Raw genomic sequence first — 22768 nt, 5'->3', positions numbered from 1 at the left:
GCTGCGCCACATTTTTGCCAACCGGCATCGGGCGACATGCCGGCGCACAATCTCACGAAGCCGTCAGCACATCGCCAGATGCGTTCGCCCCGCGTTCGCCCGTTAAGAAGCCGTCAACGAATCGCCGGATACGTGGACCCGCTCGCCAATCTGAACGTCCGGCTGCGTCGGGTAGCTGAAGTTGCGGTAGCTGCCGTCCTGCATACGCACCTGGACCTGATAGGTGGTCTGCTTGCGCACGGCGTGCTCGATCCCGTTGCCGGCAAGACCCCCGCCGACAGCGCCCGCGATGGTGGTGAGAATCTTGCCCCGTCCGCCGCCGATCTGATTGCCGACGAGGCCGCCGGCGACCGCGCCACCCAGCGCGCCGAGCCCGGTGGTCGGCTCAGGCGCCTGCACCGTGTTGATGGCGACGACTTCGCCCGCATAAGGGTCGGCGACCGGCCTTGCCGGCGCGGGTTCATAGGGTGCCTGGTAGCCCTGATTGTTTGCGTACCTCGGTGTCTCCGCGGCGGGCGTGCTGTGCGTGTGATGCACGCGCGGCCGTGCCGGTGCGGCTTGCTGGACCGTTTGCTGGGCCGTCTGCTGAACCGGTTGCTGAACCGGGGCCGCCTGGGGCGCGGCGACCGGAGCGCTGGCAACCTGCGCGGCGACCGTGGTGGCCGGCTGCGCGGGCTCGGTAACGGCGTGCGAGGTAGGCAGAAGGCCAGTCATCGCTGCGATGCCGGTGGCGCTCGCGAGGATGACGGCTACTGCTGCGCCGGCGACCAGGGGGTGGATACGGCTGCGCTGCGAATTACTGGAGGTGAGGTTCGTGTTCATTGCGGGCTCCGCGGGTAGATGCCTGCAATAACGCGGCAGCAGCGCGGCCGGTGGACGCCAGACGCACGCTGCTTTGTAAGCATTTGTACAAATTGCCGACGAAGATGGGCCGGTCAGATTTCGTCGGTAAATTCGTCGAGGAAGCGCTGCAGACGATTGTGGCGAATCTTCGCCAGACGCGCGCCGGTTGCTGTCTGGAAACCGGATGCTTTCAGCGATGAACAAAAGTGGCTGGCGGGCGGTCTTACCGTTTGACCGGGTTCCTTTGCGAGCGTCGTTGGCTCGACCTCGCTACGATGTGCGGGGAGCATGGGTCGGGCAATTCGACGGCATGATGGAGTGGGCTATGAAAATCGTGACAAAGACCCTGTTGGCCGCAGCGCTGATGATGGGTCTGACGGGCGCGGCTTGCGCTCAATCGGCAAACCTTAACGCCAATGGTATGGTCGGTTTGCAGGCAGGTGGGATGAATGGTGCAGGGCAGGGAACGGGTTTGGGGGCGGGCGCGGCCGGGCTGAGCCCAACGCCAGGCTTGGGCACCCTGGGCCACGCCCCAGCGATCGGAGGAGCCGGCGGCACTGGATCCGGCCCGGCGCTCAACAACATGCGGGCGAACGGCACCAGCCTGAATATGAGCCCGGATCCTCGCGCACCGAACGTGACGGGAAAAGCGTTCGGACAGTAGTCGTCACTCAGCCCGAACCAGTTGCAGAACGATGCGCTTCGCCGACTTGAGATGTTCCGCCGTCATCGATCGCGCGAGGCGTGCGTTGCCGGTCTCGCATGCTTCGAGAATCTTGAGATGCTCGTCCTGGAACGCCGGTGTATCGGCGAGCAGCGTGCTTTGCAATCGCTCGTAGCGCTCGACCTGAGCGCGCAGCTCGCGGATCGCTTTCAATTGCCGGCTGTTTGCACACGGCCGGTATAGCAGTTCATGAAATTCGCGATTCAGTTCACCCTGTCTTTGCGCGGTATCGGCATCTCCCAGAAGCCGATGAACGAGTTCGGCGCGGGATAACGTCTCACTGTCCATGCGTTTGACCGCGTGGAAAATGGCGTCGCCTTCGAGCAAGATGCGCAGGCCGTAAATCTCGTCCAGGTCCGACTCGGTCAAGGTGCGCACGACCGCCCCGCGATTGCGCATGAGTTCAACCAGTCCTTCGCCCTCGAGCTTTTGTATCGCCTCTCTCATCGGCACCCGGCTCACGCCGAAGCGATCGGCGAGTTCGCGCTCGACCAGCCGTGCGCCATCCTCCAGTTCGCCAGTCGCGATCAGTTCGCGTAGTGAGACGGCGATGGCATCGGCCGTCGAATCCAGTTTGTGGTCCATGTGCGTCGAGTTCCTGTCGTTTGGAATAATGGTATACCAAAACGGGTGCGCGCATTTAGAATGCGCCTGTTGCGAAATCAAATCCGGGTCAACAGCGAAGGAGATTGGCATGGCGTACGGCGAGCACAAATACGCGGTATCGGTGCAATGGACAGGCAACCGCGGCAGCGGCACCTCGGGATACCGTGAATACGGTCGAGACCACATCATCGCTGCGGGAAACAAGCCTGACATTCCCGGGTCATCGGACGCCGCATTTCTCGGCGACGCGAACCGGTGGAACCCGGAAGATCTGCTGGTCGCCTCAGCGTCCGCCTGTCACAAGCTCTGGTATCTGCATCTTTGTTCGGATGCGGGCATCGTTGTTTTGAGCTATCGCGACAACGCGGAAGGCACGATGCTCGATAGTCCGGAGCAGGGCCGCTTTTCACAGATCGTTCTGCGGCCGCACGTCGTCATTCAGGCAGGCGGCGACCTGGAGCTGGCTGGGCGTTTGCATCATACGGCCCATGAGAAGTGCTATATCGCGAACTCGGTCAACTTTCCGATTCTGTGCGAACCGGCTATCGAGACGGATGGGAACTGACGCTTGTGCGGTGCAAGTGATTCAGCATGGCGAGCGTTCGGCATCCCATTGCCAATTGCTTCACACCTTCATGTGCGCCGCACCATGCCATCAAAAATGATGGATTTATCGAAGTAAAAAAACTTGCATTTCGTACAGAAAAAGCTACCTTCATAAAACAAAACGACTTCTGGCTCGGCACCGGAGGAGACACATGCCGGCTACACGTATGATGATTGCGCGTCGTGCGGGCGTTAGCGTGGCCACGGTCGATCGTGTGTTGCGCGACGATCAGGCCGTGCGTCCGGAAACTGCCGAGCGCGTTCACCTTGCGCTGGCCACGCTGCGCGACGAACGCGCGAGTCGCGGCCGCCCGGCGAAGGCCGGTTCGTTTCGCGTCGCCTTTGTGCTTCCCCAGATCAACTCGCGCTTTCTCGATCATGTCGAGCGCGGTATCGCGCTCTCCGCCAGCTTCTTTCGCGAACACCGCATCATCCCTTCGTTCTATCGCTGCGATTTTTCCAGTCAGCGCGACACGGCCACATTCGCCGAACAGGTGGCCAGCTACGACGCGCTCGTGCTCGTGCCGCTCGACTATCCATGGGTAGAACGTCTGATCGAAGACATGAGCGCGGCGAACGTGCCTGTCGTCACGGTGTTCTCCGATCTGCCGTCGAGCCGCCGCGCCGCGTATGTCGGCGTCGATAACCGGGTCGCCGGTCGTACGGCCGGTTTGTTGATGGGCAGATTTCTCGGTTCCCGCATTGGCACGGTGGCGGTGCTTTCCGCCTCGTCACGCCTGCATGATCAACTGGAGCGGCGCACTGGTTTTTCGCAGGTTCTGGAAGAGGACTTTCGCAATCTGCGCTGGATCGCCGAGCCCGATTTCGCAGAAGACGACGACGGTGCGGGTCTCGCCGCTCAGGGTTTGCTGGCACGCCATCCGGATCTGGTCGGCGTCTATGCAACGGGCGGCGGCATCTCCGGGATTGCCGCGGCATTGCAGGAATCCGGCGACAAGGCCCGTCTGATTGTGATCGGCCATGAATGCACCGCGGAGACCCGCAGCCAGCTCACCGAACGCGCGATCGATGTGATTCTCGATCAGGACGTGCGAGGCATCGTGCACTGGGCCGGCCTTGCCGCGATTAATTTTCTTAACGACGTGCGTGGCGCGCTCGCCATCCCAACGCCGGAAACCCGAATTTATCTTCGTGAGAATGCGCATGCCTGAAGCTCGCGACACGCGGATTGCCGTCTGAATCCGCTGGAGCCGAAACGCGGTGCCCGGCGCATGGGCGCTGTTCCATATCAGGTTGGAGACCCGAGAAAGACAAGGAGAAGACACATGTTACGTCTTACGTCAGCAAGGGTAGTGGCGGCAGCCATCGTATCGCTGGGATTCGGCATGGCGACGGGCGCGCAGGCGCAGGGCAAGCAGTTGACATTATGTTGGGCGGCATGGGATCCAGCCAACGCACTCGTCGAACTGTCGAAAGATTTCACGAGCAAGACCGGCATCAAGATGAAGTTCGAGTTCGTGCCGTGGACCAGTTACGCCGACCGCTTCATCAATGAACTTAATTCGCATGGCAAACTATGCGATCTGATCATCGGCGATAGCCAGTGGATTGGCGGCGCGGCGGTTAATGGGCACTACGTCAAGCTCAACGATTTCTTCGTGAAGAACAAGATATCGATGGACGACTTCGTGCCGGCGACCGTGGTCGGTTATTCGGAGTGGCCGAAGAATACGCCGAACTACTGGGCATTGCCGGCAATGGCCGACGCGGTCGGCTGGACATATCGCAAGGACTGGTTCGCGCGCCCGGAGTTGCGCGCGGAGTTCAAGCAAAAATATAAACGCGAACTCGAACCACCCACCACGCTGGATGAGCTCAAGCAAACCGCCGAGTTCTTCCAGGGCCGCAAGATCGACGGCAAGACCGTGTACGGCGCGTATATCTTCACCGAGCGCGGTTCCGAAGGCATCACGATGGGCGTGACCAACGCGCTCTATAACTTCGGCTTCGAATACGAAGACCCGAAGAAGCCTTATCACCTGGACGGCTTCGTCAATTCACCGGGCGCGATCAAGGGGTTGGAGTTCTATAAGGCGCTCTACAAGTGTTGCACGGCACCGGGAATGACCAACGCGTACATGCAGGAAGGACTCGACGCGTTCAAGTCAGGCCAGGTGGCGATGCAGATGAACTGGTTTGCGTTTTTCCCGGGACTCTATAAAGACCCGAACGTCGGCGGCGACAAGATCGGGTTCTTCGTCAATCCGCGTGAGTTGAAGCAGTTCACACAGTTGGGCGGGCAGGGCATCTCGGTCGTTTCGTACTCGGATCATAAAGACGACGCGCTCGAGTACATCAAATGGTTCGCGCAGCCGGATGTCCAGAAGAAATGGTGGCAATTGGGCGGTTATTCGGCGGCGAAGTCGGTGGTCGATGCCCCGGACTTCCCAAAGAGCGCCCCGTTTGCACCGGCCTTCCTGAAGTCGATGGCGATCGTGAAGGACTTCTGGGCGGAGCCCGCTTACGCCGAACTGCTGCTCGACATGCAAAAGCGCGTGCATGATTACGTGGTGGCCGATAAGGGCACGGCCAAGGAAGCGCTCGATCTCCTGGTCAAAGACTGGAACAAGGTCTTCAAGGCCGAAGGCAAGAACTAGCGCGTTTCCCGACTGGACCGGCGCCGCCTGCACGGATTGCCGCCGGTCCGCTTAAAGGAGTCAGGCATGTTGGCAAACAAGCCTTTTCCGTCGGCTGGGCTCGAGTCAGGCGCACGGGCGCGCGTGAGCACGCGCCTGGCCGGGCTATCGGACCGAACCATTGCGTGGCTGTTCATTCTTCCGACGATCCTGCTGCTGCTCGCCATCAACATCTTCCCGTTGATCTGGGCATTGCGTCTCTCGTTCACGAATTTCAAGTCGAATATGCCGAGCGTGCCGGCGCACTTTGTCGGCATCGACAACTACGTCGATATTCTCACCGACGAAGACATCTGGTACGCCATGCAAGTCACGGCGCGTTTCGTGTTCTGGTCGGTCGGACTGGAGGTGCTGCTCGGTTTCGGCCTCGCGTTGCTGATCAACCGGCAGTTCCGCGGGCATAGTTTCTGGACCACGTTGATCCTGCTGCCAATGATGCTTTCGCCCGCCGTCGTGGGCAATTTCTGGACCTTTCTGCTGCAACCGCAAACGGGTCTTTTCAACGATATCGTCAGCTTCTTCACGGGCATTGCTCCCGGGTCGTTCCAGATGATCGGCGACGTCTCGCTTGCACCGTGGACCATCGTGATGGTCGATACGTGGATGTGGACACCTTATGTGATGCTCATCTGCCTCGCGGGTCTGCGTTCGATTCCCGACTACATCTACGAAGCGGCGGAAGTGGATCGCGCCACGCCGTGGCGGCAGTTCTGGTCGATCACGCTGCCGATGACCTTGCCGTTCCTGATGCTGGCGGTGCTGTTTCGCGGCATCGAGAACTTCAAGATGTTCGACATGGTGAACCTGCTGACTTCCGGCGGACCGGGTTCGGTAACCGAAACCGTGTCGATCACGCTAAAGCGCGCCGCATTCGAGAAGTGGCAGACCGGCTATTCGTCGGCGCTGGCCATCATTCTCTTCGTGACGGTGTTCGGTGCGGCGAACATCTATGTGAAGGCACTCAACCGGGTGAAACAACGATGAGACCGACTGCCAGTCAATACTCGGTGGTGGCGTCGTCGCCGCGCGCCAAGCGCTTCGCCGCCGCGGCCGTCATCACGTATGCATTGCTCGCCACCTTGCCGATGGTCTGGATCTTCCTGACGAGCTTCAAGACCCAGGAAGACGCGATCGCCTATCCGCCAGTCGTGCTGTTCCAGCCGTCCATGGAAGGCTACGTGAACCTGTTTACGATCCGTTCGCGGCAGACGCCGGAATTCATCGCCAGTCTGCCGCCTGCGCAAACCTGGTATGAGCGCGACGTGCGCAAGCGCAACATGGTGATCGCGGGTCCGTCGAAGGTGTTGCCGCGCTTCGTCAATTCGCTCGTGATCGGATTCGGTTCGACTTTCCTCGCGGTGTTTCTCGGCACGCTCGCGGCGTATGCCTTTTCGCGTTTCAAAGTACCCCTCGCCGACGACCTGCTGTTTTTCATCCTGTCGACTCGCATGATGCCGCCGATAGCGGTCGCGATTCCGATCTACCTGATGTATCGCGCGTTGGGCCTGAGCGACAGCTATGTCGGCATGATCGTGCTTTATACGGCAGTGAATGTCTCGTTGGCGGTGTGGCTGCTGAAGGGCTTCATGGACGAGATTCCGCGCGAATACGAAGAGGCGGCGCTGGTGGACGGCTACACACGTCTGCAGGCCTTCGTCAAAGTCGTGCTGCCGCAGGCAATCACCGGCATTGCGGCAACCGCGATTTTCTGTCTGATCTTCGCGTGGAACGAGTATGCGTTCGCGTCTTTGCTGACGAGCGGCGATGCGCAGACCATGCCGCCGTTCATTCCGTTCATCATCGGCGAAGGCGGGCAGGACTGGCCCGCTGTTGCGGCGGCGACCACGCTATTCGTACTGCCGATTCTCTTCTTTACTGTCGTGCTGCGCAAACATCTATTGCGCGGTATCACATTTGGAGCGGTGCGCAAATGAAACGTGATTTCGTTCTCACGCAGGGGCGCTGGCTGCGCCGCAGCTATAGCGAAACGGCCTCCACCGTGCTGATCGGCACCGGCATGGCGATGCTGGTTCAGCCGTTTTCGCTGGCGCTGTTCACGTGGTCGTTTCCGGTCATTCTGGTGGGTGCATTTGCGTTCCTCGTGACGAGCCATTTCCCGGAATAGCGCCATGTCGACCATCGTGCTTGCCAACCTCCATAAACGTTTCGACGATTTCGTCGCGGTGCGCGGCACCAGTCTGACGATCGATGCGGGACGCTTTGTCGTACTGCTCGGTCCGTCGGGCTGCGGCAAGACCACCACGTTGCGGATGATCGCCGGGCTCGAGTTGCCGACCTCAGGGCAGATTCTGATCGACGGCGAAGACGTGACGGCGCTGCGTGCACGTCAGCGCGATATCGCGTTCGTGTTTCAGATGTTCGCGCTGTATCCGCATATGACGGTGCGCAACAACATTGCGTTTCCGCTGAAGAACGAGCATGTGTCGCGCAAGGAAATCGCGACGCGGGTCGATGCGGTCGCGCACATGCTGCGCATCGAGGACATTCTCGATCGCAAAACGGGCGGCCTGTCGGGCGGTGACCGGCAGCGCGTCGCGCTCGGCCGCGCGATCGTGCGGCAGCCGAAGGCTTTTCTGATGGACGAGCCTCTTGGGACGCTCGATGCGGACTTCCGCGAGCTGATGTGTCTTGAACTGCGCAAGCTGCATAACGCGCTCGCGGCAACGACGGTTTATGTGACGCACGACCAGAGCGAAGCAATGGCGATGGCCGACGACATTGTCGTGATGAACAAGGGCGAAGTGCTGCAAGCCGGGCCGCCACATGAGATTTATCATTTTCCGGCCACCGTGTTCGTCGGCAACTTTATCGGCAGTCCGCCGATGAACTTCCTGCCGGTCGATCGCGGTGTCGATGCGGGTAGCGAAGCGGTACAACTTCACGGCGCCGCAGTGCCTGTACCACGTTGCGAGGCGGCGGCCGAGCGTGTTCTGCTTGGCATTCGCCCGGAGCATGTGGTGATCGACGAGCGCGGCCCACTGCGCGGCAAGGTCATCGCCGATGAATATCTCGGCTCGCATCAGGTGCTGGTGATTGAGACCGCGCTGGGCGTCGTGCGCGTGCGGGCGGGCAAGGACGATGGTTTGCCTGCCGGATCGCCGGTCGGTTTGTCGTTTCGCAAGGAGCGCACGCTGCTGTACGACGCGCAATCGGGCCGCCTGCTGCCACGCGCCGCTCAAACGATTCCCGCATACGGAGAGGCTCATGGCTGAAATCCAGTTGCGCAATGTATCGAAACGGTTTGGCGACATCCGCGCTGTCGACGATCTTTCGATCGACGTCGATGATGGCGAGTTCATCGTGTTGCTTGGGCCGAGCGGTGCGGGCAAGACGACTACGCTGCGTCTGATTGCCGGGCTGGAACGACCGGATGCCGGCGATGTACTGATCGATGGCGCCATTGCTACGGGCGTGCATCCATCGGATCGCGACGTCGCGTTTATCTTCCAGCAATACTCGCTCTATCCGCATCTGACCGTGTTCGGCAATCTGGCTTTTCCGCTGCGCTCGCCAAGAAGGCGCAGCAGCGAGACCGAGGTGCGCGCGCGAGTCCACGCGGTGGCCGAGATGCTGCATATGGAATCGAAGCTCGACAATATGGCGACACACCTCTCAGGCGGCGAAATGCAGCGCGTGGCGATAGGGCGTGCGCTCGTGCGGCAACCCAAGGCATTTTTGATGGACGAACCGCTGTCGTCGCTCGATGCAAAGCTGCGCGAAGAGTTGCGTATCGAACTCAAACGCCTGCATCGCACGATCGGCGCAACGATTGTTTACGTTACGCACGATCAGGTTGAAGCGACGACGCTCGCGGATCGTATCGGCATTCTCGAACATGGGCGTCTGGTACAGCTCGGCACACCCCGCGAGGTATACGGCAATCCGGTTTCGCTCAGTGCAGCGCAGCGGCTGGGCTCTCCGCCGATCAACCTGCTGCCGCCGGCGCTGTTCGATTCGGCGCACATGCCGGCGGGTACGGCCACAGTGGCAATCCGTCCCGAAGACGTGGTGCTGCATGACGGCGACACGCGGAATCAACGCGATGTTTCAGGTGCACAGGACGCATTGAATCTGAAGGTGCTCGAATATTCGCCGCTGCGGCACCTGCTGATCCTCGATCGCGCGGGAACCGCCGTCGTGGCAACGACAGTGGCGGAGCGCAATTTCACGCCCGGGCAATCGGTCGGCGTTTCGCTGCCGGCGCGCAGCCTTTTATATTTCCGAGCCGACGGCAGGAGGATAGCGACATGAACGGCAAAACGGTCATGGCGTGCATCGACGCCGCATATGCGTCGCTGAAGGAACATACCGACGAGATCGCTTTGCTCGACCAGCAGATCGGCGATGGCGATCACATCTTCAATCTGCTGCGAGGCATGGAGGCCCTGCTCGCGGTGAGGTCGGACATCGAAGCCGCAGCATTCGGCCCCGCGCTGGAAATCGCGGCATCCAAGGTGCTCTCGACGGTGGGCGGATCGTCGGGGCCATTGTTCTATTCGCTGCTGAGCGGCATGTCTAAAGCTTCCGAACGGCATGCACCGGATACAGCGGGCTTTGCGCACGTTTTTGCCGCGGGGGTCGAAGCGGTCGGTCAACGCGGCAAGACCGGCGTCGGCAGCAAAACGATGATGGACGTCCTGATCCCGGTCGCGAAGCGCTTCGACGAACTGGCCGCACAGGGCGCGACATCACAAGAGGTGCGCGATGCGTTGCCGCGGGTCGCGGAGGAAAACATGCTCGCTACCCGCGATATGCTGGCGACCAAAGGGCGGGCGTCGTTTCTCGGCGAACGTTCGCGTGGACACATCGATCCGGGAGCGCGTTCGAGTCAGATCATGATTGCGTCGGTATGCGCGCGCCTGGCGCTTCATAACGAGTGAAGGAGCGAGAGACCGTGAAAAAATTCATCAATGATGTGGACGATTTTCTCGCCGAGAGTCTGGCGGGGTTCGCCGCTGCGCACAGCGACCTGGTCGTGCTGAACAATGAGCCGGTGTTTGTGCGTCGCAAGGCGTTGAAGCCCGGCAAGGTTGCGCTGATTTCGGGTGGCGGCTCTGGCCATGAGCCTCTGCACTCAGGCTTCGTCGGCTATGGGATGCTCGATGCGGCCTGTCCGGGGCAGATTTTCACGTCGCCGACACCCGATCAGATGATGGCCGCAGCAAGGGCTGTCGATACCGGTGCCGGCGTGCTTTTCATCGTGAAGAACTACTCCGGTGACCTGATGAACTTTGAAATGGCGTCGGAGATGTCCGAGGTGCCGAATGCAATGGTGCTGATCAACGACGACGTGGCCGTGGAGAATTCGAGTTACACGACAGGGCGGCGCGGCGTGGCCGGCGCGGTGATCGTCGAGAAACTGGTTGGCAGTATGGCGGAGAGCGGCGCGGATCTCGAGCAATGCAAGGCCTTTGGCGACCGCATCAACAAGCGCACCGCGTCGATGGGTGTGGCGTTCACCAGTTGCACGGTGCCGGCGGCCGGTACGCTAACGTTCAAAATCGGCGACGACGAGATCGAAGTGGGTGTCGGCATTCATGGTGAGCCTGGGCGTCGGCGCGCGAAGTTCGCACCCGCTGACGCGATTGCGGGCGAGTTGCTGACGGCGATTGCTGAAGATCTGAAGCCGGCGGCACATGCTGAATTACTTGTGCTCGTCAATGGGCTCGGTGGTACGCCGCTTGGAGAACTGTATCTGCTCTTCAATTCCACGCGTACGTGGCTCGAGCAGCGCGGGCTGAATATCGGCCGGGTGCAGGTAGGCGCGCTGACGACTTCGCTGGAGATGGCCGGTGCATCGATCACACTGTGCGTGCTCGACGATGAGATGAAGCGCCATTGGGACAGCGCAGTGCATACGCCGGGACTACGCTGGGGCGTGTAATGCGAAGGTCTGCCGTTTGCCCGCCGCTCACCGGAGTAACCGTGAGCAGGCGGGCAGCATTGGTTTAATGCAGCAACGTCATCTGCACGACCTTCACGACAACGAGTGCGACCGCCACGATCAGATAGCCGCGCAGCACGCCCATCCAGATGCGTTTGGATAGCGTCAGTTGCGGTGCCGGCAGTTCTTCCAGGGGTGGCATGCGCCACATATTGCGTGCTTCTTTCGAAAACTGCTGCTCGCCAGCGGAAGCCTGGGCGACCGCGGAAGCCGCTGTATCCGTCGATGCGAGCCGCAGCCTGCGAACCGTCACGGTTGCAGCGTAGCCGACCACGGCCAGTAGCGTGCCGCCGGCCAGTACTTCAATGATTGCTTCGCCGGTAATGTCCGGATACATCACCGATGCAGTCAGGATGATTGAGAGCATGACGAGCACCCAGACAACTGCGCCTGTAAAGAAGTTGAGCTTCTTCGAGTTCACCCACGGACCAAGAACCGCACGGTCGTTGCACAACAGCAGCAGAAATACGGTCGCGCTCGGGAGCAGCACGCCTGCGAGCGTCTGCACGGCTTCAGTCAGAAGACCGAGCGGGCTGCCGGGAATCAGGACCAGCGTCGCTGCGGCCGCGATGATGCCGAAGTAGACGACGTAAAAGCCCTTCGCGTCCGTCACGCCGCGGTGCAGCGAGTGGCGAATCTTGAACACGTCGCCGATTGCGTAAGCGGTGGAGAGCGAGACGGCGGCCGCGCCAATGATGCAGGCGTCGAGCAGAGCAACCGCGAAGAGAACCGCGGGTGTGCGGCCGGCATATTTTTCGAGGCTGGCGATCACGCCGCCGGCATCCGTGAAATTGCCGAACTCGGGTTTGCCTGCGAACAGTGCAGAGCAGAACGAGATCATGGCCACCGCGCCGATCATCACGAATACGATGCCGATCCACAAGTCGGCTTTCTCATACTTCATGAAGCGCGGCGTGATGCGTTTATCCACGATATAGCTCTGCTGGAAAAACAACTGCCACGGCGCGACAGTGGTGCCGACAATGCCGATCACGAGCAGCATCACATCGCTCAGTTTCGAATTGGCGGGCCAGTTCGGAATCAGGAAGTCGTGCGCCATCTGGCCGACCGGCGGATGAATCGACACCAGTACGGGCACCAGCAACAGGCTCAACAGACAGAGCGCGACCGCAAAGCGCTCGAAGCGCCGGAAGTTGCCCGTACTGACTGCGGCCATTGTCACTGCGGCGGCGATGCAGACCCCGGCCACTTTCGAAATGCCGAAGAAATCCAGCACGAACGTGATGCCGATGAACTCGGTCACGATAGTGAGCGCGTTCAGGATGAACAGGTCGACGACGCTGAATGCCCCCCAGAACTTGCCGAAGCGCTCGAAGATCAGCCGGGCATGGCCGACGCCGGTCACGGCGCCGAGACGCAGCACCATTTCCTGATTGACGAAGAGAACGGGCACTAGCAGCAGCATGGTCCACAGCAAGGTGGTGCCGTAATTCTGTCCCGCTTGCGTGTAGGTGCCGAAGGCGCCGGCGTCGTTGTCGCCGACCATCACGATGAGGCCGGGCCCAAGGATCGCAAGCAGCGTTCGGATGCGGGCCCACCAGTTGTTGCGAGGCGCGGTATCGTGGTGCGCGATGGTGCCGAGCGCGCCTTTGATGTCGCCGAGATGGGCTTCGTCGAGAACGGCGCTGCGTGGCGGTGAGACATTGATTGGAGTGGACATTTTTGGCCGCCTGAGTAGATGTGGTTTGTATGCAGTGGCGCGTCTTCGGAATCCGCAGCACGAGTGTCGTCGAATGGGGTCGAGCGACGGCGGCGCATGCGGATCGCGAAGGCGTGCGGGTGCTGACAGTGCCTAATTACGAAGCCGGGTTCGAGATGAGCGCTTTGACGCGCTGCCAGGACACGGCGAGCCAGTGCGGCTTGATGCTGTGAAGCGCGAGTGCAGCGTCGCTGTGAATATGCGCTTGCTGCAGGGTCGGTACGAGGACGGCGATGTACATGGTATTTCTCCGGTGCGTATGGCTTGACGCGGGTTGCGGAAAGCCAGCAGACACGGAGCGCGGCCGGCACTATGCGCGCGGCGGCGAACCTCTGCTTGCTTTCCTCAGGCAAATGAAAAATTGCGTGGCAATTGAGCGGCATAAGGGATAACTGTCACTGTCCGGCATGGCGGCTCCTTATCGGTTTTGTTTATCTGCGTTGCTTATCGACGTTGCTAATCTGCGTTCGTTAAGTACGTGCTCGTCCACGCGCTCGACCGCACCGGAATTCGAATGGATCGAACCGGCGTGAGCGAACGCTGCCGCGAGTGGATGCTCGCGACGCGATGCCATATGGTTGCGGGACGTGCGTAAGCACGGCGCGGCCGAATGGCGCTAGTTAAGGTGCACGGGGTGAGTTACTACGGCGCGCACCGTCTGCCTGCTGGCGAGACGGCGGCTGAGAAAAGAGAGCGCGGGCGTCGGGCCGGTCAGGCAGTGAAACTGTTCGAAAATCGACTACTGCTGGTGTCCAAGGCAATGGCCCCGTTTGTGATGACTGGCGAATTTTATGCACTCCCGCAAGCAGAAGTCAACATGCTTCGTTAAGCGAAGCAAATATTCTTTTTTTATGCGTGCGGCAACGCACTTCGCTATTGCTGGCAAGGCTGATTCTTTCAGAAGTGACAGGAAGGACAGGGGAATGAAGGGCGCGGATGCAGCGGTGGATAGGGCAACGGCGGGGGCAGATGACGCGCTCGCCAGCAAATTCGGAGTGCGATCTCTTTTGTGTGATTTTTACTTGCGATTTTATAAGTGTGCCGAATACAATCCGCCCGTCTCAGCAAAAGGAGTCCCCCGTGGACACATGCTCTAGTAGTGGAAGTCCGATGCCGGTCTACGCCGGCGCAGTACCCGCGAGTTAGCAGCAGGATTACTCCTTCGCCGCTAACTCGCTCCGTTCGGGTTAGCGCGCTTCTTCAGTGACCGGTTCCAGCCGGTCTGCCAGTCGCACGCTCCCTCTGTTTGATCGGTATCGCATTGTTTGCGAGACCCGGTCACGTCTTCGTACATCGCCCGGTTTTGCCGGGCCCGATGGGAGTGAGCTTATGTTCGTCAAATCGTTGTCGTATCGTTCTTTGGCGCGCCGCGCGCGCGGCGCTCAGACTTGTCTCACGCAGAAAGTCCCTGAAAGAGCGGGGTGGTGGATGTCGGGCGGCCACGTCGGGCTGACGTTTCTGTTGTCGGTCGGCGTGGCGCCGTCCGTGCTGGCACAGACGCCGATAGTGGATCCGGTGCCCGCCTCGGATCAGGCGCCTGCCGCAGTTCAGTCTCCGGCCGCAGGGCAGACGTCTGCCGCTGAGCAGACCCCTGCCGCGCCCACCGGGCTCTGGGAACGTTCGAATCTGCTCGGCGACATGGGCGGGCTGCGCCCCTGGCTCGGCAACTACGGCGTGACCTTCGACCTGCAGGAAACCAGCGAGTATCTGAACAACCTGTCGGGCGGCGTCAAACGAGGCGGCGCTTACGATGGACTGACCCAGTTCGGTATCGTCGTCGACACGGAAAAAGCGGTGGGACTGCCGGGCGGCACGTTCAATGTATCGGCATTGCAGATTCACGGCAGCAATCTGAGCCAACGGAATCTGCAGACCCTGCAAAGCGCGAGCGGCATCGAGGCCGAGGACACGACGCGGCTATGGGAGCTCTGGTATCAGCAATCCCTGATCGGCGGAAAAGTGGACCTGAAGGTCGGGCAGCAGAGTCTCGACCAGGAATTCATGGTGAGCCAGTTCGCGACGCCGTTCGTCAACGCGACCTTCGGCTGGCCTGTGTTGCCGTCGGTCGATATGCCGGCGGGCGGCCCTGCCTATCCGCTGTCGTCACTCGGCGTGCGATTGCGCGCCAGGCCTTCGGATGCATGGACTGTGATGGCCGGTGTCTTCGACGGCAATCCGGCGGGCAGCGAGACGGGCGACCCACAGCAACAGAACCGCCACGGCACGAATTTCAATCTGCGTGGCGGCGCGTTGTTCATCGGCGAGGTGCAGTACGCCATCAACCAGCCTGCGGCGAATCCCTCGGGTACGCAGGCAGCCGGTCTGCCTGGCACCTACAAGCTGGGCTTCTGGTACAACACGCAAAAATTTGCGGACCAGCGTTTCGACAGTGCCGGTTTGTCGCTGGCGAATCCGGCGAGCAGTGGCGTGCCGGCGAGTCACCGGGGCGATTACAGCTTCTACGCAGTGGCCGATCAGACGGTCTGGCAACGGGGCGGGGACAGTCCGCAGTCGGTGGGTGCCTTCGCGAGAATCATGGGCGCGCCGGGTGATCGGAATCTGGTGGACCTCGGCGTGAATGCGGGTGTAACACTTAAAGCGCCGTTCAAAGGGCGCGACAACGACGTTGCCGGATTGGCCGTCGGTTACGCGAAGATCGGCTCGCGTGCTCAAGGGCTCGCGAGCGATACCGCCTCGCTGACGACACCGGGCTATCCGTCGCGCAGCGCCGAGACCGTCGTCGAGGCGACCTACCAGTATCAGGTCGCTCCGTGGTGGCAGTTGCAGGCGGACTTCCAATATGTGTCCCGGCCGGCGGGCGGTATTCCGGATCCGGGCAATCCGTCCCAACGCGTCGGTAACGAGGCGATCGTCGGGTTGCGGACCAATATCGTTTTCTGAGTGGACCGCTGGCCGTTTCAACGCGCTTCTGGACGCAGTGGCACGTTGAAGCCCGCAGGACCGGGTAGGGGGATGGGCGATGGGGCGTTGTGGGAATTCCAGTTCCATGACGTCAATACGCAACTAACGGTCAAGCCCGGCCGGCCACTCCGGATAACGCGACGCCCGCCTCGGTGGAAACTGAAGACGGCCACCGCACGCGTCCTACGCAGCAGCTATGCAGTGAAGAGACCGGCTATGCCACTCACCGATTGCCGTCAAGCAGATCGCCAAGCAATTCGTCGAATGCGGCCTGCGCATCTTCGAGTTCCTGCAACGCAGCGTCGAACGTTTGCAGCGCGAACTGCGAAGGCTGGCCGCTGCCGGCCGGTGGGAATTGCGATTGCAGTGACGCGAAGGCCGCCTTTACCCGCGTGGTTGCAGTCAAGACGCGCTCCATCGCGGCTGATTCTTCGGCTCTCGCCTGTTCGTGATCCATGAAAACTCCGTGCTCGTCTGGTCGGCTCGCGCCGTATCAAATGCGTGACTATGCCACGTCCGCAGTCAGGACAGCGGCAGGCCGCCGTTAGCCTTGATTTCCCGGAGTGACAACGCCGATTCCACCGAAGTCACGCCCGGCAGGCTGCGCATCTCATCGCGCATGAACGTGCCGTAATCGTCGAGATCGCGCGCGACCACCTGCAGAATATAGTCGGCGCTGCCCGACACGTTGTGGCACGCCAGAATTCGCGGGATTGCCTGGACCTCGCGTTCGAAACGGGTGGCGACCGCGCGGTCGTGCACGGCAAAACGCACATAGACGAACGCGACGACGCCGAGGCCGAGGGCGGAGCGCGAAAGCATCGCGCGGTACTGATCGATATAGCCGTCGTTTTCGAGGCGCTTGAGGCGGCGGGCGCAAGGTGTCTCGCTCAGGCCGACCATGTCGGCGAGCCGTGCATTCGACATGCGGCCGTCGTTCTGCAGCGCGGCGAGGATCGCGCGGTCTGTTTTATCGAGGTCGGTTGTCATGGCTTTGGGGTGTTGACAGTGCGTTGGCGGAAAACATGGCTCGGGAGTGGAATATTAGCGTATTCCTTCAAAGATGAGGTCGCTGCTCCTGTATTTCGCCAGCAAACCCTCCGCCGACGACGGCAAGATAGAGCCCTTGAAAACAAGAGGCTTCTATGATTTCCGCACACCTTCTGGTCGTTTATATTGCTGCGTTGTTTGTGGTTTATGCCGTGCCTGGGCCCGACATGGCGCTGGTTCTGCAGACCAGCATCGGACGCGGCGTGCGCAGTGGCTTCGCCGCGGCTGGCGGCCTTGGGGTGGCGCGGGCCACGCACGTCACATTGTCGGCATGCGGGGTGGCGGCGCTGTTGCGCAGTGCGCCCTGGTTGTACGACGTGGTGCGTTACGGTGGCGCGGTTTATCTCGCGTGGGTTGGTATCCAGATCTTCCGTTCACCGGTGTTCGCATTGCCCGAAGGTGGTGTGATGGGCGCCGAGTCGCGGCCGTTGCGGACCGCTTTCGTCAAGGGCTTGCTGACCAATCTGCTGAACCCAAAAGCACTGTTGTTCTGCTCGGTGTTATTGCCTCAGTTCGTGCGTCCTGTAGCCGGACCGGTTGCGCTGCAGATGGTCGAACTAGGTTTGGTGCTGCTCGCCATCGGCGCATGTTTCGACATCGCGTACGCGATTGGCGCGGCGCGCATTGCCGGCTGGATGCGGGCTCATCCTCTCGCGCAGACACTGCAGCGTTGGACTTTCTCAGCGGCGCTGATCGGCTTTGCGTTGCGGCTTTCGCTGGACTGACTGACTTCCGGACTTGCGGATGTCGGCACACGGTGATGCGATGCCCACGACAGGTAGCGAATAGAGTGGCGCGACGCGACGGTCGATGCATGCATCATGCCCGCGCGCTAAGTGATTGTGTTAATAAAGCCGATAGACAGCCGCGTACCGTCCCGCGGCAACACAACCGCTCGCTTCTATCTGTCGATGAAAACTTTTCTGCTTTATGCCGTGACCGCCATTGCCGAGATCGTTGGATGCTATTTGCCCTGGCGTTGGCTGAAGGAGGGGGGCTCCATCTGGCTGCTGGTGCCGGGCGCGCTCAGCCTCGCATTGTTCGCCTGGCTGCTGACGCTGCACGGCACCGCCGCAGGCCGCGTATATGCGGCTTACGGCGGTGTGTACGTGGCAGTGGCGATCGTGTGGCTATGGGGTGTCGACAAAGTGCGCCCCACGCTGTGGGATGCGGCCGGTGTGGCATTCACCCTGGCCGGCATGGCGATCATCGCGTTCCAGCCGCGTGTTTGACGCCGCACGTGTACTGCTCGTGCTCGTACCCGCTTCATGAGCGGTTCATGCGCCGGTTCGCACGCGGCCGATGTGCGGCTCATGTGCAGTTCATGTCGCAATCACATGGCACTCACGCCACAGCGCATACGCCTTCTTACTTGATGCCGCCCAGATAGTCGAGCTTGCCAAGTTCGACACCGTTGTGACGCAGAATGTCGTACGCCGTCGTGACATGAAAATAAAAATTCGGCAGCACGAAACCGAGCAGATAGGACAGCCCCGTGAACTCGATCGGGCCAACGCGCATTTTCAGTGTGATCGGACGTTCTTCAGATCCGTCGATCTGTTGCGGATTGAATTCCTTCAGATAATCAATCGTCTTTTGAAGGCGAGCATCGAGTTCTTCGAAGGTCTGTTCGACGTCGTCGTACTTCGGCGCTTCGACGCCGGCCAGACGGGCGGCGCAGCCCTTCGCCGTGTCGCTCACGATATAGACCTGGCGCAATAGTGGCAGCATGTCCGGCGCGAGCCGCGCGTTCGTGAGCACGGACGGGTCGATCTGTTTCTCTGCAGCGTGCGCCTCGGCCTTGCCGAGGATGACTTGCAGGTTAGTCATGCCGCGCACCAGCACGGGCAATGATGCTTGATACATCGAAATTGACATGGGGTTCCTCTGATTCTTCGATCGTGCGCGCGGGTGGCGCGCGAGGCGCTGCAACGGCTGGATTGCCGCTTCAGCATGATAGCGCGGGTGCTGCGCGATGCGCATTGATCGAACGCGGCGTTAGCCATTCGGACAACTGCCGCGCACGCCGGAACTGTGTTCGAATGCATGGGTCGGACGATTTGGCGAAGTTCTTGAAACAGCAATCCGCCGCTGGCCACGTGGCGGTGAGTTCGTGCAGGCGCGTGCCGTGCCTGGGGTCTGCTTTGCGGCCCGCGCCGTCACGCTAACAGGAGAATCGACACCATGGTCAATAGACAACCGCTGCCGGGAAGCGAGCGCACGGCGGAACAAGGTTCGACAGTCGTTGGGCAATGCGATCCGGCAGAACGGATCGAGGTTTTCGTGATGCTGCGCCGTCAACACCAGGCGCAGTTCGACGCACTGATGAGCAAGATCGAAGCGGGCGACCCGAGCGTCAAACCTCTATCGCGGGAGGCCTTTGCAAGAGATTACAGCGCCGCTCCGGACGACATCGCCAAGGTCAAAGCCTTTGCAACTGCACACGGCCTGACGGTGGTGCGGGAAGATCCGGCAGCGCGCCAGGTGGTGCTGAGCGGCACGATCGCGCAGTTCCAGACCGCCTTTGGCGTCAAGCTGGAACACTACCAGCACCACACGGCGGGCCAGTTCCGCGGCCGAACCGGCACGATCAGTGTGCCGGACGATTTGCACGGCATCGTGCAAGCCGTGCTCGGCCTTGATAACCGGCCTCAGGCGCGGCCGCACTTTCGCATCCGGCCGCCGTTCCAGCCGGCCAAAGCGCATCAGGCGTCCTTTACGCCGCTGCAGCTCGCGTCGCTGTATCAGTTTCCGCAAGGCGACGGCAGCGGCGAATGCGTCGGCATCATCGAACTCGGCGGCGGGTACAACACGTCCGACCTCACGAGTTACTTTGCGAGCTTGGGCGTTGCTTCACCCAAGGTGAAATCTGTCGGCGTCGATCAGGGTAGCAATCAGCCGAGCGGCGACCCGAACGGGCCCGACGGCGAAGTCACGCTCGACATCGAGATCGTCGGTGCGATTGTGCCTGGCGCGACGATCGCGGTCTATTTCACACAGAACAGCGACGCCGGTTTCATCGACGCAGTAAGCCGAGCGGTGCATGACGCGACCAACAAACCCTCGGTCGTCTCGATCAGTTGGGGCGGCCCGGAGTCGAACTGGACCAGCCAGTCGCAGCAGGCGTTCAACAGTGTGCTGCAAACGGCGGCAGCGCTCGGTGTGACGGTCTGCGCGGCGTCGGGCGATAGCGGCTCGAGCGATGGTTCCAGCGGCGATCAGGTCGACTTTCCTGCGTCGAGCCCTTACGTGCTGGCATGTGGCGGCACGAGCCTGACCGCGTCGGGCACATCGATTTCGCACGAGGTGGTGTGGAACGACGGCGCACAGGGCGGCGCAGGCGGCGGTGGCGTGAGCCGGACCTTTCCGGTGCCGGTGTGGCAACAGGGTCTGTCGGCCACTTCATCGAGCGGCGCGAAGACGGCGCTCAGCGGGCGCGGCGTGCCGGACGTCGCCGGCGATGCATCGCCCATCACCGGCTATAGCGTATTGATCGACGGCACGCAGACGGTGGTCGGCGGCACCAGCGCGGTTGCACCGCTGTGGGCGGCGTTGATTGCGCGGATCAACGCGGCGAAGGGGCAACCGGCCGGTTTCATCAACCCCAAGTTGTACAAGGCGCCGGCTGCGTTCAACGACATCACCCAGGGCAACAACGGCAGCTTCGCCGCGTCGCCAGGCTGGGATGCGTGCACGGGGCTCGGCAGTCCCAATGGTCAGAAGGTGGCGGCGGCACTATAGTCTGATGAGTCGCGGTTCAGTTCGGAACGCGCCTCGCTGATTGCCAGCTCCGGCGCTCACCGGCTGTCCGCGCTTGGTCGCGGTGCGTTGCGTTCTGGCCGCAGGCGGTACGGTGCTTGCCTTCAGGAGACGCAGGCAACGCAGGACACACGAGTGACATCAAGAGACATCGAGACACATCAAGAGAGACACACCAAGGCTTTAACGAATCCATGGAGCGATCATGACGAACACCGAGTCAGCTTCCGTTAGTCCGCAGTCGTCACACAACACGCATGCTTCGCCCGCGACGGCCGCCGCCGGCACGTCGCACAAAGCCGGAGATCAGCCGTTCTTCGACCCGGTCGCGTATGGCAACGGTCCGGACGATTCCGTCACCGATACCTCGGAAACAGCCGCGGTGACGCACCATTCGACCACGATCGGCGGCCAGAAGATCAACTACACGGCGACGGCGGGTCACCTCGTCATTGTCGACCCAAGCAGTTCGCAGCCTGAAGCCAAGATGTTCTACGTCGCGTTCACGCAGGACAATCAGAAGGAGGAAACCCGCCCGGTAACGTTCTTCTACAACGGCGGCCCGGGTTCGTCTTCGGTGTTCGTGCTGCTGGGCTCGTTCGCGCCGCGCCGCATCAAGACATCGATGCCGGGCTTTACGCCGCCCGCGCCATATTCGATGGAAGACAACCCTGACAGCCTGCTCGACAAGAGCGACCTCGTCTTCATCAATCCGGTCGGCACCGGCTACTCGGCGGCCATTGCGCCGAAGACGAACCGTGCCTTCTGGGGTGTCGACCAGGACGCCGACTCGATCAAGCAGTTCATCAAGCGCTTTCTCACCAAGAACAACCGCTGGAATTCGCCGAAGTATCTGTTCGGCGAGTCTTACGGCACGGCGCGCAGTTGCGTGCTGGCGTACCGGCTGCACGAAGACGGCGTCGACCTGAACGGCATCACGCTGCAATCGTCCATTCTCGACTACACGCAATCCGGCAACCCGGTCGGCGCGTTGCCCACCACCGCGGCGGACGCGTGGTATCACAAGAAACTCGGCATTGCGCCGCGGCCAACCGACCTCGGCACGTTTGCCGAAGAAGTGGCGCAATTCGCGCGCACCGACTATCTGGCGGCGCTGCGCAAGTTTCCGACGACGGATTCCGCAACCGTCGAAAAACTCAGCGAATACACCGGTATCGACAAAACCACCTTGCTCGCCTGGAGCCTCGACATCGCATCGTACGACAGCCGCGGCAATTCGCTGTTCCTGACCACGCTGCTGAAATCGCAGGGTCTCGCGCTCGGCGAGTACGACGGCCGCGTGACGGCGATCAACACCGGCATCGCCGGCAAGATCGACCCGAATTCCGGCGGCAACGATCCGACCATGACGGCGGTGACCGGCGTCTATACGACGATGTGGAACGTGTATCTGAATGAGCAGTTGAAATACACGTCGAATTCGGCGTTCACGGACCTCAACGATCAGGCATTCCAGTATTGGGACTTCAGCCATATCGATCCGACCGGCGCGCAGAAGGGGCTCGACGCGAAGGGCAACATCATTCTGTACACCGCCGGCGACCTTGCCGCCGTGATGGCGCTCAATCCTGACCTGAAGGTGCTGTCGGCGAACGGTTTCTTCGACTACGTCACGCCGTTCTATCAGACCGTGCTCGATCTGCAGCAAATGCCGCTTGTCAGCCAGCAGGTCCGGCAGAATCTGTCGGCGCGTTTTTATCCGTCGGGACATATGGTCTATCTCGACGGTGGTTCGCGTACCGCGCTCAAGGCGGATCTCGCCAAGATGTACGACACGACGGTGTCCAATACCCAGGCGCTCTTCCGTATCCGCGCCTTGCAGGCTCGGGTGGTGCAAAAGGCGAAGTAGCTTGCGGTTGCGCGTTGCCTGAGCCGTGCCCGGGCGCGGCGCAGGC

The 22768-nt window shown here is 61.3% G+C and carries 24 protein-coding genes; 17 read left to right on the top strand and 7 right to left on the bottom strand.

What is annotated here, in order from left to right:
* Nucleotides 1–102: 102 nt before the first annotated feature.
* Nucleotides 103–822, bottom strand: a complete 720-nt coding sequence (locus FSO04_RS27235; RefSeq protein ID WP_154564349.1) for a glycine zipper 2TM domain-containing protein — start codon at nt 820–822, stop codon at nt 103–105.
* A 346-nt stretch (nt 823–1168) separates the two neighbouring features.
* Here FSO04_RS27235 and FSO04_RS27230 point away from each other — a divergent pair, with 346 nt between their 5' ends.
* Nucleotides 1169–1507: a hypothetical protein gene (locus tag FSO04_RS27230; protein WP_154564347.1), complete on the top strand. Its 339-nt coding sequence runs from the start codon at nt 1169–1171 to the stop codon at nt 1505–1507.
* 3 nt (nt 1508–1510) lie between these two features.
* Here FSO04_RS27230 and FSO04_RS27225 read toward each other — a convergent pair whose 3' ends face one another.
* Nucleotides 1511–2152: a GntR family transcriptional regulator gene (locus FSO04_RS27225; RefSeq protein ID WP_154564345.1), complete on the bottom strand. Its 642-nt coding sequence runs from the start codon at nt 2150–2152 to the stop codon at nt 1511–1513.
* 109 nt (nt 2153–2261) lie between these two features.
* On the opposite strand from FSO04_RS27225, the gene FSO04_RS27220 reads away from it, so the two are divergent.
* From FSO04_RS27220 to dhaK, 10 genes are all read left to right on the top strand, one after another.
* The gene (locus tag FSO04_RS27220) at nt 2262–2738 is read left to right on the top strand and encodes an OsmC family protein (RefSeq protein WP_154564343.1); all 477 of its coding nucleotides are present in this window, start codon (nt 2262–2264) and stop codon (nt 2736–2738) included.
* A 193-nt stretch (nt 2739–2931) separates the two neighbouring features.
* Nucleotides 2932–3951, top strand: coding sequence for a LacI family DNA-binding transcriptional regulator (locus tag FSO04_RS27215; RefSeq protein ID WP_171928806.1), 1020 nt, complete (start codon nt 2932–2934; stop codon nt 3949–3951).
* Between the two features lie 114 nt (nt 3952–4065).
* A complete protein-coding gene (locus FSO04_RS27210) occupies nt 4066–5397 on the top strand; it encodes an ABC transporter substrate-binding protein (protein WP_154564341.1) in 1332 nt (443 codons plus the stop codon).
* Between the two features lie 66 nt (nt 5398–5463).
* Complete coding sequence (locus FSO04_RS27205; protein WP_154564339.1) at nt 5464–6420, top strand: carbohydrate ABC transporter permease; 957 nt, start codon at nt 5464–5466, stop codon at nt 6418–6420.
* Nucleotides 6417–7370 (top strand): carbohydrate ABC transporter permease, encoded by a 954-nt coding sequence (locus FSO04_RS27200; RefSeq protein WP_154564337.1) that lies wholly within the window; start codon nt 6417–6419, stop codon nt 7368–7370. Before FSO04_RS27205 ends, FSO04_RS27200 begins: the two co-directional genes overlap by 4 nt.
* Nucleotides 7367–7561, top strand: coding sequence for a hypothetical protein (locus FSO04_RS27195; protein WP_154564335.1), 195 nt, complete (start codon nt 7367–7369; stop codon nt 7559–7561). Before FSO04_RS27200 ends, FSO04_RS27195 begins: the two co-directional genes overlap by 4 nt.
* Nucleotides 7562–7565: 4 nt before the next feature.
* Nucleotides 7566–8669: an ABC transporter ATP-binding protein gene (locus FSO04_RS27190; RefSeq protein WP_154564333.1), complete on the top strand. Its 1104-nt coding sequence runs from the start codon at nt 7566–7568 to the stop codon at nt 8667–8669.
* The gene (locus FSO04_RS27185) at nt 8662–9708 is read left to right on the top strand and encodes an ABC transporter ATP-binding protein (protein WP_154564331.1); all 1047 of its coding nucleotides are present in this window, start codon (nt 8662–8664) and stop codon (nt 9706–9708) included. The genes FSO04_RS27190 and FSO04_RS27185 overlap by 8 nt, the downstream gene beginning before the upstream one ends.
* Nucleotides 9705–10337: a dihydroxyacetone kinase subunit DhaL gene (gene dhaL / locus FSO04_RS27180; protein ID WP_154564329.1), complete on the top strand. Its 633-nt coding sequence runs from the start codon at nt 9705–9707 to the stop codon at nt 10335–10337. Before FSO04_RS27185 ends, dhaL begins: the two co-directional genes overlap by 4 nt.
* Before the next feature lie 14 nt (nt 10338–10351).
* A complete protein-coding gene (dhaK, locus tag FSO04_RS27175) occupies nt 10352–11341 on the top strand; it encodes a dihydroxyacetone kinase subunit DhaK (protein WP_168435865.1) in 990 nt (329 codons plus the stop codon).
* A gap of 64 nt (nt 11342–11405) precedes the next feature.
* Here dhaK and FSO04_RS27170 read toward each other — a convergent pair whose 3' ends face one another.
* Both FSO04_RS27170 and FSO04_RS27165 read right to left on the bottom strand, forming a co-directional pair.
* On the bottom strand, nt 11406–13082 hold the full coding sequence (locus FSO04_RS27170; RefSeq protein ID WP_154564327.1) for an NRAMP family divalent metal transporter: 1677 nt from the start codon (nt 13080–13082) through the stop codon (nt 11406–11408).
* A gap of 136 nt (nt 13083–13218) precedes the next feature.
* Nucleotides 13219–13362 carry a hypothetical protein gene (locus FSO04_RS27165; RefSeq protein WP_154564325.1) on the bottom strand — a complete coding sequence of 48 codons (144 nt, stop codon included), beginning with the start codon at nt 13360–13362 and terminating at the stop codon, nt 13219–13221.
* Between the two features lie 393 nt (nt 13363–13755).
* Between FSO04_RS27165 and FSO04_RS27160 the strand changes: the two genes are divergently transcribed.
* Together FSO04_RS27160 and FSO04_RS27155 are read left to right on the top strand one after the other, a co-directional pair.
* Complete coding sequence (locus FSO04_RS27160; RefSeq protein ID WP_154564323.1) at nt 13756–13950, top strand: hypothetical protein; 195 nt, start codon at nt 13756–13758, stop codon at nt 13948–13950.
* 599 nt (nt 13951–14549) lie between these two features.
* Entirely contained in the window at nt 14550–16022 is a 1473-nt protein-coding gene (locus tag FSO04_RS27155; protein WP_154564399.1) for a carbohydrate porin, read from the top strand.
* Between the two features lie 244 nt (nt 16023–16266).
* On the opposite strand, the gene FSO04_RS27150 is transcribed toward FSO04_RS27155, so the two are convergent.
* Nucleotides 16267–16500: a hypothetical protein gene (locus tag FSO04_RS27150; RefSeq protein WP_054039234.1), complete on the bottom strand. Its 234-nt coding sequence runs from the start codon at nt 16498–16500 to the stop codon at nt 16267–16269.
* 65 nt (nt 16501–16565) lie between these two features.
* Nucleotides 16566–17033: an Lrp/AsnC family transcriptional regulator gene (locus tag FSO04_RS27145; protein WP_054039235.1), complete on the bottom strand. Its 468-nt coding sequence runs from the start codon at nt 17031–17033 to the stop codon at nt 16566–16568.
* A 155-nt stretch (nt 17034–17188) separates the two neighbouring features.
* On the opposite strand from FSO04_RS27145, the gene FSO04_RS27140 reads away from it, so the two are divergent.
* On the top strand, nt 17189–17818 hold the full coding sequence (locus FSO04_RS27140; RefSeq protein ID WP_154564321.1) for a LysE family translocator: 630 nt from the start codon (nt 17189–17191) through the stop codon (nt 17816–17818).
* Nucleotides 17819–18004: 186 nt separating this feature from the next.
* The gene (locus FSO04_RS27135) at nt 18005–18325 is read left to right on the top strand and encodes a YnfA family protein (RefSeq protein ID WP_154564319.1); all 321 of its coding nucleotides are present in this window, start codon (nt 18005–18007) and stop codon (nt 18323–18325) included.
* 136 nt (nt 18326–18461) lie between these two features.
* Here FSO04_RS27135 and FSO04_RS27130 read toward each other — a convergent pair whose 3' ends face one another.
* A complete protein-coding gene (locus FSO04_RS27130; RefSeq protein WP_154564317.1) occupies nt 18462–18971 on the bottom strand; it encodes a DUF1993 domain-containing protein in 510 nt (169 codons plus the stop codon).
* A gap of 306 nt (nt 18972–19277) precedes the next feature.
* Here FSO04_RS27130 and FSO04_RS27125 point away from each other — a divergent pair, with 306 nt between their 5' ends.
* Together FSO04_RS27125 and FSO04_RS27120 are read left to right on the top strand one after the other, a co-directional pair.
* A complete protein-coding gene (locus tag FSO04_RS27125) occupies nt 19278–20834 on the top strand; it encodes a S53 family peptidase (protein ID WP_154564315.1) in 1557 nt (518 codons plus the stop codon).
* 223 nt (nt 20835–21057) lie between these two features.
* Complete coding sequence (locus FSO04_RS27120) at nt 21058–22722, top strand: S10 family peptidase (RefSeq protein WP_154564313.1); 1665 nt, start codon at nt 21058–21060, stop codon at nt 22720–22722.
* The last annotated feature ends 46 nt before the right edge of the window (nt 22723–22768 follow it).

The sequence above is a fragment of the Paraburkholderia madseniana genome (genome assembly GCF_009690905.1).
In the GTDB taxonomy this organism is placed as follows: Bacteria; Pseudomonadota; Gammaproteobacteria; order Burkholderiales; family Burkholderiaceae; genus Paraburkholderia; species Paraburkholderia madseniana.
This window is presented reverse-complemented; position numbering and strand designations above follow the sequence as displayed.